Consider the following 14,227-nt stretch of genomic DNA (forward strand, 5'->3'; position numbering starts at 1 on the left):
AGTCTGGCATTCGGACACGAGCTCTGCCGTAGACGCGCGTCTACGGCAGAGCTCGTGTCCGAATGCCAGACTTGACCCCAATGTACAGCGCAGCTCGTGTCCGAATGTCAGACTTGACCCCAATGTACAGCGCAGCTCGTGTCCGAATGTCAGACTTGACCCCCGACGTAAGTTCCTCATGATGGCGCTGTTCCGCCTCCTGCACATATTCCTGCTGCTGCGCCTTGTTTAGTCCCCGGCTGTATAAAAAAGTCCTTGAACTCTTCCGTAAACGGGTTAAGATATATCTCAATAAGTTATATCTTAACTTGTTATATCGTAAGGAGAGACAAATGTTTAGATTTCTACATTGCCAGCACCGCCATCACGCCATGCATGGCGACCATCACCACCACCATCGCGGCGGAGGCGGCCGCGGCCGTGGGCCGAAGATGTTCGACGCCGGCGCCATGCGCTACGTCGTACTGCACCTGATCGCCGAGAAGCCGCGCCACGGCTACGAGATCATCAAGGCGCTGGAACAGCTGTCCGGCGGCAGCTACACGCCCAGCCCGGGCGCGATCTACCCGCTGCTGTCGATGATGCTCGACATGGGCCACGTCTCGGCCACGGCCGACGGCAACAAGAAGCTGCACACCATCACGCCCGAAGGCGAGGCCTTCCTGGCCGAGAACCGCCAGTTCGTCGACGTCATCCTGGCGCGCCTGGCCGAGCCGTCCGAAGGCCGCGTCGACCTGCGCCTGGCGATGCACGAGCTGAAGGCCGCCGTGATCGACAAGGCCCACGGCCCCGGCGCCAGCGACCAGCGCGCCGCGCAGATCCGCGCTATCCTGCAGCGCGCGGTCGACGACGTGCGGCAGCTGAACTAATCCAACCATACCATTCAGATGACAACAATAACCACCCCCCTGACGCCGGCGCGCGAGCGCATCGTGCTCTGGCTGCTGGCGCTGACTCAGTTCACCGTCATCATGGACTTCATGGTGATGATGCCGCTGGCGCCGCAGCTGATGCGCGCTTTTTCCATCACGCCGGCCGCCGTGTCCGGCGCGGTGTCGGCCTATGCCTGGTGCGCCGGCCTGTCCGGCCTGCTGGCTTCGATGTACATCGACCGCTTCGACCGCAAGCGCCTGCTGCTGGCGATGTTCGCGCTGTTCACGCTGTCCAACCTGGCCTGCGCGGTCGCCCCGAACTTCCACGTGCTGGTGCTGTCGCGCGCCTTTGCCGGCCTGACCGGCGGCGTGCTGGGTTCGATCATCATGGCCATCATCGGCGACCTGATCCCGGTCGAGCGCCGCGGCGCCGCCACCGGCGTTGTGATGACCTCGTTCAGCCTGGCCGCCGTGGCTGGCGTGCCGACCGGCGTGATGCTGGCCGCGCATTACGGCTGGGCCTCGCCGTTTTATTTGCTGGTGGTGTTTTCGCTGTTGATCTGGGGCGGCGCCTGGCGCGTGCTGCCTTCGCTGGGCGGCCACCTGACGCGTCCGGTGCCGCTGTCCGAGGTGCTGCCCAACCTGATCGGCCTGTACCGCGTCGGCGGCCACCTGAAAGCCTTCCTGCTGTCGGGCGTGAACATGATGACGGGCATGCTGGTGATTCCCTTCATCTCGCCCATGCTGGTCGAGAACATCGGCGTCCAGCCGGCGGAGATCACCTGGGTCTACCTGGCCGGCGGCGTGGCCACGCTGTTCAGCGCGCGCCTGATCGGCAAATGGTCGGACCGCTCCGGCGCGCAGCGCGTGTACCGCTACATCGCGCTGTTCTCCATCCTGCCCATCATGTTCATGACGCACATGCCGGTGATCCCGCTGGCGGCGGTGATGCTGTTCTTCCCGTTCTTCATGACCGCTATCTCGGGCCGCAACATCCCGATGCAGGCGCTGATGACGACGGTGCCGGAGCCGGCCCGGCGCGGCGCCTTCCTCAGCTCGAACTCGGCGATCCAGCAAGTGGGCAGCGGCTTTGGCGCGCTGGCGGGCGGATGGATGTTGCACACCGACGCGGCCGGCCATATCGCCGGTTACGGCCTGAACGGCTGGATCGCCGCCGGGCTGACGCTGTTCTCGGTGCTGTGGGTGGGGCAGGTGGGCGCGGCCGCGAAGGCCGCGCCGGTGGGGGAGCGGAAGGCCGCTTAACCGTCGATGCTGGTGCGCTTGGCCGGGTGTTTTTCACGGCGCCAGCGCGCCAGGCTGATCACCTCGTCGGTGCTGGCGTCTTCCACCAGGATCTCGTCGTCGCTGGACGAGACCAGGAAGCTTTCCCAGCGCTGCGCCGCGTCGCTGCTGTTTTCCACAAAGCTGAACTGCCAGTAGCTCTTGCCGTTCAGCAGGCGCGGGGCCGGATCGTATTCGATCAGGGCGCCGTGCGATTTGCCGCCGGAATTCTTCTCCACGATGGCCGACCAGGCTTGCAATTCCGGCAGCGCCATCAGGGCTGCAGCGGCCTGTTCCTTGCTGCGCAGGTGCTTGGCTTCGGCCGGGGCGGACGGCGCCACGCTGGCCACCGCGCGCGGCGCCGCCACCACCGGCGCGGAGCTCGCCGCCGAGGCCGAACTGCTGGCGCTGGCCGGATGCTTGGCCGGGGCCGGCATGACCTGCGATTCAGCCGGCGTCATGGCGGAAAAATAGACACCCCCGCCCAGCAGCAGCGCACCGGCGACGGCGCCTGCAATGAACAGATTTCGGGTGGACGGGGTGCGAGATTCCATATACATGCATGCCTGGATTGTTTGTTGCGGTCATACTAAACCAAAGGCATCCAAGGGGCAACTTTTACCGGCCTCGGCAGGGGCTTGCCATACCATTTTGGTATTAGTCCAGCGAGATAATTCATTGGAGCCGGGGCGGCCTTTTTCGTACCATGTTGGCAGCGTCAGCAAAGGGATCGCATAGTGGACAAAAAAATACTGGGAGTGGACTGGGGCACGAGCAATCGGCGCGCCTATCTGGTCGATCAACACGGCGCCTGCCTGGCCGAACACGAGGATGGCCTGGGCATGCTGGCGGTCGGCGGACGCGAGCATTTCAGCGGCGCGCTGGCCGGCCTGCTGGAGACCATGAACGTGGGCGGCGAAGTGCCGGTGATCATGTCCGGCATGGTCGGCAGCGCCTCCGGCTGGCAGGAAGTGCCTTACCTGGACAGTTCCGTGCCGCTGACCGAGCTGCCCGCGCACCTGGCGCCGGTGGCTGACGCCGGCTGGGCCGGCCGCTGCCACATCGTGCCCGGCTATTGCCACCGTGACGGCGGCGCCGTCGACGTCATGCGCGGCGAGGAAACCCAGCTGCTCGGCGCGGTGGCGCTCGGCCATCGCGACGGCTGGCTGGTCCTGCCCGGCACCCACAGCAAATGGGTGCTGCTGCGCGATGGCTTGATCCAGTCGATGTCCACCTACATGACCGGCGAACTGTTCGCCATGCTGTCGGCCGGCGGCACCCTGTCGTCGATGATGGGCGGCGACGCCTCCGACGTCGAGGGCTATGCCATCGGCCTGGCCCAGGCCCGCCGCAACGAGCCGCTGTCGAACACGCTGTTCCGCGTGCGCGCCGGCGTGGTGTCGCGCAGCGCCCCGGCGGCGCAGGCGCCGGCCGTGGTCAGCGGCCTGCTGATCGGCGCCGAATTCGCCGCCGCCACCCGCGCGCTGGAAGCCAGCGGCGGCGCGGCCAACATCACCGTCATCGGCTCGCCGGCGCTGGCGGTCCGCTACGCGGTGGCCGCCGATCACTTCGGCCTGCGTTGCGACGTGCTCGATCCGCATCGCGTGTACTGCACCGCGATCTCCCAATTCTTCCTACAGGCTTGATCATGACTCCATCCCATCCCACCACTCCCCTGGTCGCCATCCTGCGCGGCCTGCAGCCTGCGGAGGCGGTCGCGGTCGGCAAGGTGCTGCACCAGGCCGGCTTCCGCGCGCTGGAAGTGCCGCTCAACCGTCCCGGCGCCCTCGAGTGCATCGCCTCGCTGGTCAAGGAGCAGCTGCCGGACACGCTGATTGGCGGCGGCACCATGCTCAACGTCGGCCACGTCGAAGCCGTGTATGAGGCGGGCGGACGCCTGCTGGTTTCGCCGAACTGCAATCCGGCCGCCATCCGCCGCGCGGCCGACCTGGGCATGTACTGCGCGCCGGGCGTCGCCACGCCGACCGAAGCGTTCGCCGCGCTGGACGCCGGCGCCCACGCGCTCAAGCTGTTCCCGGCCGATATGGTCGGCCACAACGGCCTGAAGGCGTTCAACAGCGTGGTCCCCGCCGGCACGCCGATGTGGCCGGTCGGCGGCATCACGCCCGACAATATGGAAGGCTGGGTACGCGCCGGCGCCACCGGCTTCGGCATCGGCGGCCAGCTGTACACGCCCGGCGTCAGCCTCGACGAGCTGGGCCAACGCGCCGCCGCCTATGTGGCCAAGTGGCGCGCTTTGTCAGTATGATGGTGGATTCCACACTGGGAGCGAAATTGATGAGCAAGCATGAAGTGCAATGTATCTGGGAAGCCGGCGCGCAGCTGGGCGAAGGTCCGTCGTGGGTGGCGGAGCAAAACCGCCTGTATTTCGTCGACCTGAAGAACCAGACGCTGCACGCGCTGGACGCCGGCAGCGGCCAGCGCCACAGCTGGGCCATGCCCGACTACATCTGCTGGCTGATCGCGCGCCGCGACGGCGACGGCTTCATGGCCGGCCTGCGCGACGGCATCGTCCGCCTGTGGCTGGAGCCGGAGGTGCGCATCGAATACCTGGCCCGTCCGTTCCCGGCCGGCAGCGCCCTGCGCATGAACGACGCCAAGGCCGACAGCGCCGGCCGCATCTGGGCCGGCTCCATGCACAACACCGACTACGCCCGGGCCATCGGCCAGCTGTTCCGGCTCGACACCGACCTGTCGCTGACGGTGGCGGACCAGGACTACCACATCTGCAACGGCCCGGCCTTCAGCCTGGACGGCGCCACCATGTACCATACCGACAGCTTTGAAGGCCGCACCTACGCCTATCCGCTGGCGGCCGACGGCACGCTGGGCGCACCGCGCCTGTGGCGCCAGTTCGGCGACGGCGAAGGCTCGCCGGACGGCATGACGGTCGACAGCGAAGGCTGCGTCTGGATCGCGCAATGGGGCGGCGCCCGCGTCTGCCGCTACTCGGCCGATGGCGAGCTGCTGGACACGATCCGCGTACCGGCGCGCAATCCCGCCTCCTGCACCTTCGGCGGCGCCGACCTGAAGACGCTGTACATCACCACCGCGCGCGAGGACAACACGCCGGAGCAGCTCAAGGAGTTCCCGCTGACCGGCGCCCTGTTCGCCGTGCGGCTGGACGTGGCCGGCGTGCCGGCCGCGCGCTTCGGCTGATGATGAAGCGCTGGCTCACGGCATTGTGCGGCCTGGCGTTCAGCCTGGCCGTGCGGTCCGCCACCTTCGCCAACGGCGCCGATGTGGGCTGGGTCAGCCAGCAGGAGTCCAGCGGCTATTCGTTCTACAACAGCAGCGGCGTCAAGACCGATCCCTTCGTGCTGCTGAAGAACCTGCAGGTCAACGCGATCCGCCTGCGCGTGTGGGTCAACCCCAGCGGCGGCTGGAACGACGGCGCGGACGTGCTGTACAAGGCCAGGCGCGCCGCAGCGCAAGGCCAGCGCATCCTGATCGACTTCCACTACAGCGACAGCTGGGCCGATCCCGGCCAGCAGACCAAGCCGGCCGCCTGGGCCAACCACACGCTGGCGCAGCTGAACAACGACGTCTACAGCCACACGCAGGGCATCCTCAACTACCTGAAGGCCAACGGCATCACGGTCGAGTGGGTACAGGTCGGCAACGAGATCAATAGCGGCATGCTGTGGCCGGAAGGGAAGACCACCAGCTTCGCCAACCTGGCCGGGCTGATCAACAGCGGCTACAACGCCACCAAGGCGGTCTACCCGAACGCCAAGGTGATCCTGCACCTGGCCAACGGCTACGACAACGCCGTGTTCCGCTGGTTCTTCGACGGCGTGAAGGGCGCGGGCGCCAAGTGGGACGTGATCGGCATGTCGCACTATCCGCCGGCGTCGGACTGGGCCAGCTACAACAACAAGATCTCGGCCAATATGTGGGACATGGTGTCGCGCTACGCCAGGCCGGTGATGGTGACCGAAGTGGGCATGGACTGGACCCAGGCGGCCGCCAGCAAATCCATGCTGGCCGATTTGCTGGCCAAGACCAAGGCGCTGGGCTCGAATGGGCTGGGCGTGTTCTACTGGGAGCCGCAGGCCTATCCGGGCTGGCAGGGCTACACGATGGGCGCGCTAGACGCGAGCGGCAAATTCACGATCGCACTCGATCCGTTTTAAGCAGGCTGTTAAAATCCGGGACTCGTTATCAATGGTCCCATCATGCAGAAACCGGTCATCCGCTATTTACACCTCACTCCCGACAGCGATCTTCCCGTGCTGGAGGGCCTGTCGCATTTCAAAGCCGTGCTGGTCGTCGAGGCCGACGTGGCGGAGATGACGATGTGGGAAACCAGCCGCTGGCTGGTGGAATCCGGCTGCGCGCTGGCGCTCGCATGGGGCAAGGAGTGCGAAGCCTGGCGCGAAGCGATCGAAGACGCCAGCCTGGAAGCCGTCAACTACGAAGACGTGCCGGACGAGCAGTTGCTGGTCACCACCGCGCACGAGGACGAAGATCTGAGTGAAGCGTTCTGGTTCGCCCGCCACCGCGCCGTGCATCCCGCGCACGACCTGCGCGAAACGCTAATCCTGCACATCGCCGAGCAACCGCGCCGCGAGGAACTGGAAGCGGAGTACCGCGAAGCCTGAGTTGGTGGGCACACTTTTGATAGTAATCATTCTGTACCTCCTCGTCACATGCTACACCTGCCAGTGGGGCATTGTGGAGATTTGACGGCGGAGGCGGTAGCGTGAACGACAAAGGCATCTATTATTCATGCTCCACATGGATCGCGTACGAAATCTGCCAGTGGTTCTACGGCGAGGTTCATCATGCCTGGTGCACGCCTTACTTCGATCCGCCGTCGAGACTAAATCGTTATAACTCGATACCACCAAGCTCCAATCCACGTGCTCTATATTGGAGCCTCATGAGGGATGTGGATGCGTTGGATTTTCATTCGGCCAGGATAGATAACGTGAGGCTTGGTCTTCAACGTGGCGCCGACAGTCGACGCAAGAGCGGTATGATCGACAAGTATCAGTTCAAGGAAATTCAAGAAACGCTGAGCCTGGCCCAACCGGCCAACTTTCGGCCGCTGATGTTTGTGATTCCGGGGGCACCAGTTACCGCCATGCTTAAACGGGTGCCGGTTGCAAGGCGGGCCAGCCTGCTTTCGGAGGAATATATCATCGATAATTTGCCAAGATGTCTCTTTGATGCAATTGAACTTTGAATCGGAAGCTAGTCATGGACATTCTTACCTATATTGAATCCGTAAGCGAAGAGACCGCTATCGCCGTCACTTATTATTGCGCACGAGCCTTGGAGCAGGCCGGATTCCCTGAAGAGCAGCAGCACGATATTTTTTTCGATGGCTCATCTGACCCAGCGACGCCGGAAAGCGTCGAGCTTACCCAAACCATCTTGGCTGCCATCGAAGAAGCGGAGCATAGGCGCATTGACGATCTGGACCGGAAGACAGCCGAAGCCTATATCCGCAACGCCGCCGATGCTATGGATACGCTGATCGGGCGCATGGAAGGCTACGACGAGGCCCGGGGCAAAGAATTGCTGCGGCAAATGGAAGCCGCATCGCTGATCTCGTTGTAGCCGCCAACGCGCCTACTGCTTGACCAGCTCCACCCGGCGATTCTTCTCGCGTCCTGCCTCGGCATCGTTCGAGGCCGCCGGCGCGTAGGAGGCCACGCCCTTGGCGCTCAGCCGCTTGGCGTCGACCTTGTAATCGGCCGCCAGCACCTTGATCACCGATTCCGCCCGCTTCTGCGACAGCTCCAGGTTGTGCGCCAGCGCGCCCTGGTTGTCGGTGTGGCCGACCACGTACAGCTTCAGCTTGGCGTCCTGCTGCAACAGCTTGGCCATCTCGGCCAGCGCGTCCTTGGACTCGGGCTTGACGTCGGTCTTGTCGGTGTCGAAGAACACGCCGTACACGGCCACCTTGCCGTCGGCCGCGATGCCCTTGGCCATGTCGGCCGCATTCATGTTGGCCGATACCTTGCCGCCCTCCATCGCCTTGGCCTCGACGATCTCGACGTAGATGCCGCCCAGCTTGTCCTGCACCGGCGCGACCGAGTACACGGCCACGTGGACCAGCGACCCGTCCGGGCGTGTACCCTTGGCCAGCAGGTAGCGTTCATCGTCGCGGCCGTAGTTGAACGGCGCCCAGTTCGCTTCGCTGCCCTGGATGAAATGATCGCCGACGCGTTTATTGAGGAAGAACTCGCCAAAGCCTCTGCCGCAGTTTTCCTTGGCGCAGGCGAACACGGTTTTCAGGCCAGCCTTGTCCAGCGCCGCCTGGTAGTTGCGCATCACCTCCAGCGCGGAGCGTTCGCGCGGGAAGTTGTAGGCCATGCGGGTGTACTTGCCCTCCAGTTGCAGCGCGTTCTCGAACGCCATCTGGCCGCCCTTGTTCTCGATGCGCTTACCGGCCGGGAGCATCACCTCGTCGAATTCCTTGAGGCCGTAGCCGACCATCTTCGACCCTTCAAAGCGCGACAGCAGCGGGTGGTCTTTGCCGCCTTTGGCGGTGTCCTGCGCCGGCATCTGGGCCTGGGCGGCGGCGCAAAGCAGCAGCGGAAATAGGCGGTAGGCGCGCATGGAAGTCCGATCTGAAGAAAGTTGAAGAGCATCGATTGTAGGGATTGATTGTCTTTGAATCAACGTTAACTTTTCAATCGAATCGGCCTCATCGCGATAATTGCAGTATTTTATATTTTAGAAAATCAGACAACCTCTTGGAGATCATATGCACCCATCCAAAATAACAGCGTTGGCGCTGGCATTGTCCGTGGCCGGCTGCGGAGGCGGCGGCTCGACGGCGACAACGCCGCCGGCGACGCAAAAATCGGCCCTCATATCGGGCAGCGTGACCGGCCTGGCGGCCAACACAACTCTGCTGCTGGTCAACAACGGCGCGGAGACCATCGCCGTCAAGGGCAGTGGTAGCTTCAAGTTCACCTATCCCGTGGCGTCCGGTGCGCCGTACAGCGTCGCGAAGTTCGCCGACCCGAACGGCGCCACCTGCACCGTCGCCAACGGATCGGGCACGATAGCGCAGGATGTTGCGGTCGATATCAGCAACGTCGCTGTCACATGCCAGCCTGCCGCGATCGGCCTGTTGCAATACCGGGTAGGGGTGACGGTGTCGGGACTGGCAGTTGGCAATACCGTCAGCTTCTCCGATGGCGGGGGCAACATCCTGAAGGCAAGCGCCAACGGCCTGGCCGTGTTCCCCGTCTCGTATTCGCCGATGGAGCTGCACGGCGCCAGTTATACGGTCACGGTATCGGCCAACCCGACGGGGCAGGTCTGCACCCTGACGAACAACACCGGCACCAACAACGACGGCGCAGGGTTCGTCGATTTCATCAACGTCACCGCACTCTGCAAATAAAAAAAGCCAGCCTCCGAAGAGGCTGGCTTTCCTGTACAGCGAGGCTTATGCCGGCAATTACATCATGCCGTCCATGCCGCCCATGCCGCCCATGCCACCCATACCGCCCATGCCGCCGGCTGGTTTGTCTTCGGTGACTTCAGCGATCATGCAGTCGGTGGTCAGCATCAGGCCAGCGATCGAGGCTGCGTTTTGCAGTGCCGAACGGGTGACTTTGGCTGGGTCCAGAACGCCCATTTCAACCATGTCGCCGTAGGTGCCGTTGGCGGCGTTGTAACCGTAGTTACCTTTGCCGGCCAGAACCGCAGCAACCACCACCGAAGCTTCTTCGCCGGCGTTTTGCACGATCATGCGCAGTGGCTCTTCCATCGCACGCAGAACGATCTTGATGCCAGCTTCCTGGTCAGGATTGTCGCCTTTGATGCTCAGAGCGGCACGAGCGCGCAGCAGGGCAACGCCGCCGCCTGGCACGATGCCTTCTTCCACGGCAGCGCGGGTAGCGTGCAGTGCATCTTCAACGCGGGCTTTCTTCTCTTTCATTTCGACTTCGGTGGCTGCGCCAACCTTGATCACGGCAACGCCGCCGGCCAGCTTGGCCACGCGCTCTTGCAGTTTTTCGCGGTCGTAGTCCGAGGTCGCTTCTTCGATCTGCACGCGGATTTGCTTGACGCGGCCTTCGATGCCTTCAGCGCGGCCAGCACCGTCGATGACGATGGTGTTTTCCTTGCCGACTTCGATACGCTTGGCCTGGCCCAGTTCTTCCAGGGTGATTTTTTCCAGGGTCATGCCGACTTCTTCAGCAACCACTTGACCGCCGGTCAGGATCGCGATGTCTTCCAGCATGGCCTTGCGACGGTCGCCGAAGCCTGGGGCCTTGACTGCGCAGGTTTTCAGGATGCCGCGGATGTTGTTCACAACCAGGGTAGCCAGCGCTTCGCCTTCGATGTCTTCTGCGATGATCAGCAGTGGACGGCCAGCCTTGGCGACTTGTTCCAGTACCGGCAGCAGGTCACGGATGTTGGAGATCTTCTTGTCGCACAGCAGGACGAATGGATTGTCCAGGATCGCGACTTGCTTCTCTTGGTTGTTGATGAAGTATGGCGACAGGTAGCCGCGGTCGAACTGCATACCTTCAACGATGTCCAGCTCGTCGTTCAGCGACTTGCCGTCTTCCACGGTGATGACGCCTTCCTTGCCGACTTTTTCCATCGCTTCAGCGATGCGGTCGCCGATCGACGAATCCGAGTTGGCGGAGATCGAACCAACCTGGGCGATTTCCTTGGTGGTGGTGCATGGACGGGCGATGATGGCGATCTGCTCGACGGTGGCGGCAACTGCCTTGTCGATGCCGCGCTTCAGGTCCATTGGGTTCATGCCGGCGGCAACGAACTTCATGCCTTCGCGAACGATGGCTTGTGCCAGCACGGTTGCGGTGGTGGTGCCGTCGCCGGCGTTGTCGCTGGTGCGGGAAGCGACTTCCTTGACCATTTGCGCGCCCATGTTTTGCAGCTTGTCTTTCAGCTCGACTTCCTTGGCGACCGATACGCCGTCCTTGGTGACGGTCGGGGCGCCGAAGGAGCGCTCCAGCACAACGTTGCGGCCTTTAGGGCCCAGGGTGACTTTGACTGCGTTGGCCAGGACGTTGACGCCTTCAACCATCTTGGCGCGCGCTGCGTCGCCGAAAATTACTTCTTTAGCTGCCATGTTGTTTCTCCAGAATTAGGTGAGTACTAGTGCAAACGTGCGGGTCAATTATTTGACGACGATTGCCATGATGTCTTCTTCGCGCATGACCATCAGCTCCTGGCCGTCGACCTTGACGGTCTGGCCGGCGTATTTGCCGAACAGGACGCGGTCGCCTACTTTGACGTCCAGCGGACGGACTTTGCCATCTTCCAGAATCTTGCCATTGCCGACGGCGAGCACTTCGCCTTGATCCGGTTTTTCAGCAGCCGCATCAGGGATGATCAGGCCGGACGCAGTTTTGGTTTCCTGGTCGAGGCGTTTGACGATTACGCGATCGTTCAAAGGGCGAAGGTTCATACAAAACTCCTTAAATTAACAATGGAACAGTTTGTTGCCACACCAATAAGCTTGCTGTGGCGGAAAGTTTGGCCGAGAGCGCTGTTAGCACTCCCTTGGAACGAGTGCCAATTATAGGGACGACACTGCTGTATTTCAAGACGCAACACTTGTGCGTGCACAAATAAGCACAAAAATGATGTTGATACGTCCCTAAAAAGTAGTGTTGACATATTGTGTATAGAAGTTGACAACGTCTATACAAGCTTCTAACATTGCAACGCTGCAAATAGAGACTGTGTGAGATTTTTCAATATTCTTTTTTAAGGACTATGGAAATGGCAGATCAAAAAGAGGCAAAACTGTTCGCATTCAAGCTTGCTGCGAAACAGGAGAACAAACCTGCAGAGCAATGGAAAGTCCGCGACGGCGTCGCCGTGGCAGGCTGCACCGGTCCGGTCGATTTCGACAACTACCGCGACTACAACGAATTCACGCATCGCGGCGACAAGGGCATCTACTGCTAAGTACTGGCCCGTCAACGAAAGCCTTGCTCCGTCAGCAAGGCTTTTTTGTTTTACGCCCAGTCGCGGAGCACTCGATGAGCAAGACGATTTTAATTATCAGCAACAGCCAGGATCTGCATGCCGACCTGGTCGCCGCCAGGCTCACGGCCGGCGGCCACCCGCTGTTCCGGCTGGACCTGGACCGCTTCCCGCGCGACTTCCAGACCTGCCAGTGGCACGCCGGCGGCGCGCTGCACAACAAGATACGCCGCCGTGGCGACGAGCACTGGCTCGACCTGGCCGAGGTGGGCGCGGTCTGGATACGCAAGCCGGGTGAATTTACCTTCCTCAGCGACGAGCTGGCGCCGCAGGAACTGGCCTACGCCAGGCAGGAGGCGGAACACGCCTTGTTCAGCCTGCTCTACACGCTGGACTGTTACTGGGTCAGCCACCCGCTGGCGCTGCGCGGCGCGCAGTGGAAGGGAGAGCAGCTCAAGCGCGCCGCCCGCATGGGCTTCCTGGTGCCGGACTCGCTGACCACCAACGCGCCGGAGGATGTGCTGGCGTTCAAGCACGGCCTGGCCGGCGACATGATCTTCAAGTCGCTGTCGGACCCGATGCTGGCCGGCGGCGAGCTCGAGCCCGAGCAGCGCAGCAACGGCGGGCTCGGCACCACCATCGTCGACGACGACATGCTGCGCAACGTCGAGGCGGTTGGCCAGTTGCATTGCCACTTCCAGCGCTACATTCCCAAGCAATACGAACTGCGGGTGACGGTGATCGGCGAGCGTGTGTTCGCCGCCAAAATCCACAGCCAGGACGATGTCCGCACCGCCGTCGATTCGCGCGACATGTCGGCGCCGGTCCGCTACGAGGCGGCGCAGCTGCCCGACGAGCTGCGGCGGCGCTGCGTGGCCTTCGTGCGCAGCTATGACTTGCGCTACGGCGCGCTGGACCTGATCGTCACGCCCGGCGGCGAGGTGGTGTTCCTGGAAAATAACCCGGCGGGCCAGTTCCTGTATATCGAACAATTGATACCGGAGTTCAGGATGATCGACGCCATGGCCGAGACGCTGGTGGAGGGCGCGCTATGCCACTAGAACACGGCGCGCTCGCCGGCCACATCCGCGAGCTGGAGGCCGTTCGCGACAGCCGCGTGCTGGTGCTGGCCGCGTCCCAGCTGGAGATGGAACTGCTGCCGGCGCTGTACGAACAATGCCGCGACCTGGCCCCGGCGCGGCGGCTGGACGTGGTGCTGCACGGACGCGGCGGCGTGGTGCAGGCCGCGCGCCGCATCGGGCTGCTGCTGCGCGCGCAGGCGGAGCGGCTGTGCTTCATCGTTCCTTACCATTGCGAATCGGCCGCCACGCTGCTGACCCTGTGCGGCGACGAGATCATCGCCGGCCCGCTGGCGCTGTTCTCGCCCATCGATCCGCTGCTCAACGGCGCCGACGGCACGGCGTTCTCCGGCCTTGACATCCAATGCCTCGGCGACATGGCGCAGCAGTGGTTCGGCGTGCCGGCCGACGAGGCGCGGCAGCAGGCGCTGGCGCTGTTGGGCGGCAGCGTGTTCCCGGCCAGCCTGGGCGCCTTCTACCGCAGCACGCTGGAGCAGAAGCAGATCGGCGAGCAGCTGCTGGCCTTTCATTTGCCCGGCGAGGACGCGGCGGTCCGCAGCCGGCTGGTCGGCCAGCTGATGACCGGCTACCACTCGCACAACTATGCGATCACGCGCGAGGAGATGGCGGCGCTGGGCTTGCGGGTGCGCGGCGATGCGGCGGTCGAACGGGAGGCGTGGGAAATCTCGCGGCTGCTGCAGGGCCACGTCGGCGGCGGCCAGCGCGCCAGCGAGGACGCGCCGTGGTGCGACGCGCTGTTCGCCACACGCTACGGCGCCAGCGAACGCCGCCGGCATCCGGGCGGCCTGGCGCCGTCGTGGAACGTGGAGCGCTACCCGCGATGAGCACCGGCCCATTCCTCGGCGAGGTCCTGCGCTACTTCGTCGCGTTGCTGATGCTGGCGGCCGCCACGGCCAAGCTGCGCGACCTGGCCGGCTTCCGCGACAACCTGGCCAGTCTGTTCGGCATGGGGCCGGCGCTGCGCGCGCTGGCGGCGCCGGCAGTGGCGGCGGCGGAACTGGCGGTGGCCGCGCTGCT

At 63.6% G+C, this 14,227-nt stretch carries 18 protein-coding genes; 14 read left to right on the forward strand and 4 right to left on the reverse strand.

The features are described from left to right. Positions 1–332: 332 nt before the first annotated feature. Together GTP90_RS32370 and GTP90_RS32375 are read left to right on the forward strand one after the other, a co-directional pair. Positions 333–869 (forward strand): PadR family transcriptional regulator, encoded by a 537-nt coding sequence (locus tag GTP90_RS32370; RefSeq protein ID WP_161087371.1) that lies wholly within the window; start codon positions 333–335, stop codon positions 867–869. An 18-nt stretch (positions 870–887) separates the two neighbouring features. Beyond that, positions 888–2,135: an MFS transporter gene (locus tag GTP90_RS32375; RefSeq protein ID WP_161087372.1), complete on the forward strand. Its 1,248-nt coding sequence runs from the start codon at positions 888–890 to the stop codon at positions 2,133–2,135. Here the strand turns inward: GTP90_RS32375 and GTP90_RS37180 are convergent. Then, the gene (locus tag GTP90_RS37180) at positions 2,132–2,707 is read right to left on the reverse strand and encodes a hypothetical protein (protein WP_254452150.1); all 576 of its coding nucleotides are present in this window, start codon (positions 2,705–2,707) and stop codon (positions 2,132–2,134) included. The two genes, GTP90_RS32375 and GTP90_RS37180, sit on opposite strands and share 4 nt — an antisense overlap. 183 nt (positions 2,708–2,890) lie before the next feature. Between GTP90_RS37180 and GTP90_RS32385 the strand changes: the two genes are divergently transcribed. The 7 genes from GTP90_RS32385 to GTP90_RS32415 all read left to right on the forward strand — a co-directional run bounded on the left by GTP90_RS32385 (position 2,891) and on the right by GTP90_RS32415 (position 7,742). Next, the gene (locus GTP90_RS32385; RefSeq protein ID WP_161087373.1) at positions 2,891–3,799 is read left to right on the forward strand and encodes a 2-dehydro-3-deoxygalactonokinase; all 909 of its coding nucleotides are present in this window, start codon (positions 2,891–2,893) and stop codon (positions 3,797–3,799) included. A gap of 2 nt (positions 3,800–3,801) precedes the next feature. Beyond that, the gene (locus tag GTP90_RS32390) at positions 3,802–4,422 is read left to right on the forward strand and encodes a 2-dehydro-3-deoxy-6-phosphogalactonate aldolase (protein WP_161087374.1); all 621 of its coding nucleotides are present in this window, start codon (positions 3,802–3,804) and stop codon (positions 4,420–4,422) included. Positions 4,423–4,451: 29 nt separating this feature from the next. Further along, a complete protein-coding gene (locus tag GTP90_RS32395) occupies positions 4,452–5,333 on the forward strand; it encodes an SMP-30/gluconolactonase/LRE family protein (RefSeq protein WP_161087375.1) in 882 nt (293 codons plus the stop codon). Next, the gene (locus GTP90_RS32400; protein WP_254452151.1) at positions 5,333–6,310 is read left to right on the forward strand and encodes a glycoside hydrolase family 53 protein; all 978 of its coding nucleotides are present in this window, start codon (positions 5,333–5,335) and stop codon (positions 6,308–6,310) included. Before GTP90_RS32395 ends, GTP90_RS32400 begins: the two co-directional genes overlap by 1 nt. A 42-nt stretch (positions 6,311–6,352) precedes the next feature. Next, a complete protein-coding gene (locus tag GTP90_RS32405; protein WP_175048322.1) occupies positions 6,353–6,778 on the forward strand; it encodes a DUF7684 family protein in 426 nt (141 codons plus the stop codon). Positions 6,779–6,879: 101 nt separating this feature from the next. After that, on the forward strand, positions 6,880–7,365 hold the full coding sequence (locus GTP90_RS32410; protein WP_161087376.1) for a hypothetical protein: 486 nt from the start codon (positions 6,880–6,882) through the stop codon (positions 7,363–7,365). A 14-nt stretch (positions 7,366–7,379) separates the two neighbouring features. Next, positions 7,380–7,742, forward strand: coding sequence for a hypothetical protein (locus GTP90_RS32415; protein WP_161087377.1), 363 nt, complete (start codon positions 7,380–7,382; stop codon positions 7,740–7,742). A gap of 12 nt (positions 7,743–7,754) precedes the next feature. Here GTP90_RS32415 and GTP90_RS32420 read toward each other — a convergent pair whose 3' ends face one another. Next, positions 7,755–8,747: an OmpA family protein gene (locus tag GTP90_RS32420; RefSeq protein ID WP_161087378.1), complete on the reverse strand. Its 993-nt coding sequence runs from the start codon at positions 8,745–8,747 to the stop codon at positions 7,755–7,757. Positions 8,748–8,895: 148 nt separating this feature from the next. Here GTP90_RS32420 and GTP90_RS32425 point away from each other — a divergent pair, with 148 nt between their 5' ends. Continuing rightward, complete coding sequence (locus GTP90_RS32425) at positions 8,896–9,543, forward strand: hypothetical protein (RefSeq protein WP_161087379.1); 648 nt, start codon at positions 8,896–8,898, stop codon at positions 9,541–9,543. A 57-nt stretch (positions 9,544–9,600) separates the two neighbouring features. Here the strand turns inward: GTP90_RS32425 and groL are convergent, their stop codons facing one another. Both groL and groES read right to left on the reverse strand, forming a co-directional pair. Continuing rightward, positions 9,601–11,247, reverse strand: coding sequence for a chaperonin GroEL (groL, locus tag GTP90_RS32430; protein ID WP_161087380.1), 1,647 nt, complete (start codon positions 11,245–11,247; stop codon positions 9,601–9,603). A gap of 48 nt (positions 11,248–11,295) precedes the next feature. Further along, positions 11,296–11,586, reverse strand: a complete 291-nt coding sequence (gene groES, locus GTP90_RS32435; RefSeq protein ID WP_008451606.1) for a co-chaperone GroES — start codon at positions 11,584–11,586, stop codon at positions 11,296–11,298. 317 nt (positions 11,587–11,903) lie between these two features. Between groES and GTP90_RS32440 the strand changes: the two genes are divergently transcribed. The 4 genes from GTP90_RS32440 to GTP90_RS32455 form a co-directional block, all read left to right on the forward strand. After that, positions 11,904–12,092 carry a hypothetical protein gene (locus GTP90_RS32440; protein ID WP_117012132.1) on the forward strand — a complete coding sequence of 63 codons (189 nt, stop codon included), beginning with the start codon at positions 11,904–11,906 and terminating at the stop codon, positions 12,090–12,092. 74 nt (positions 12,093–12,166) lie between these two features. After that, positions 12,167–13,171, forward strand: a complete 1,005-nt coding sequence (locus GTP90_RS32445; protein ID WP_161087381.1) for an ATP-grasp domain-containing protein — start codon at positions 12,167–12,169, stop codon at positions 13,169–13,171. Further along, complete coding sequence (locus GTP90_RS32450) at positions 13,162–14,034, forward strand: SDH family Clp fold serine proteinase (RefSeq protein ID WP_161087382.1); 873 nt, start codon at positions 13,162–13,164, stop codon at positions 14,032–14,034. The genes GTP90_RS32445 and GTP90_RS32450 overlap by 10 nt, the downstream gene beginning before the upstream one ends. Beyond that, a partial coding sequence (locus GTP90_RS32455; protein WP_161087383.1) for a MauE/DoxX family redox-associated membrane protein occupies positions 14,031–14,227 on the forward strand: 197 nt, incomplete at its 3' end. The genes GTP90_RS32450 and GTP90_RS32455, both read left to right, overlap by 4 nt.

Origin of the sequence: Duganella vulcania, from assembly GCF_009857655.1 — a bacterium.
Classification (GTDB): domain Bacteria; phylum Pseudomonadota; class Gammaproteobacteria; order Burkholderiales; family Burkholderiaceae_D; genus Rugamonas; species Rugamonas vulcania.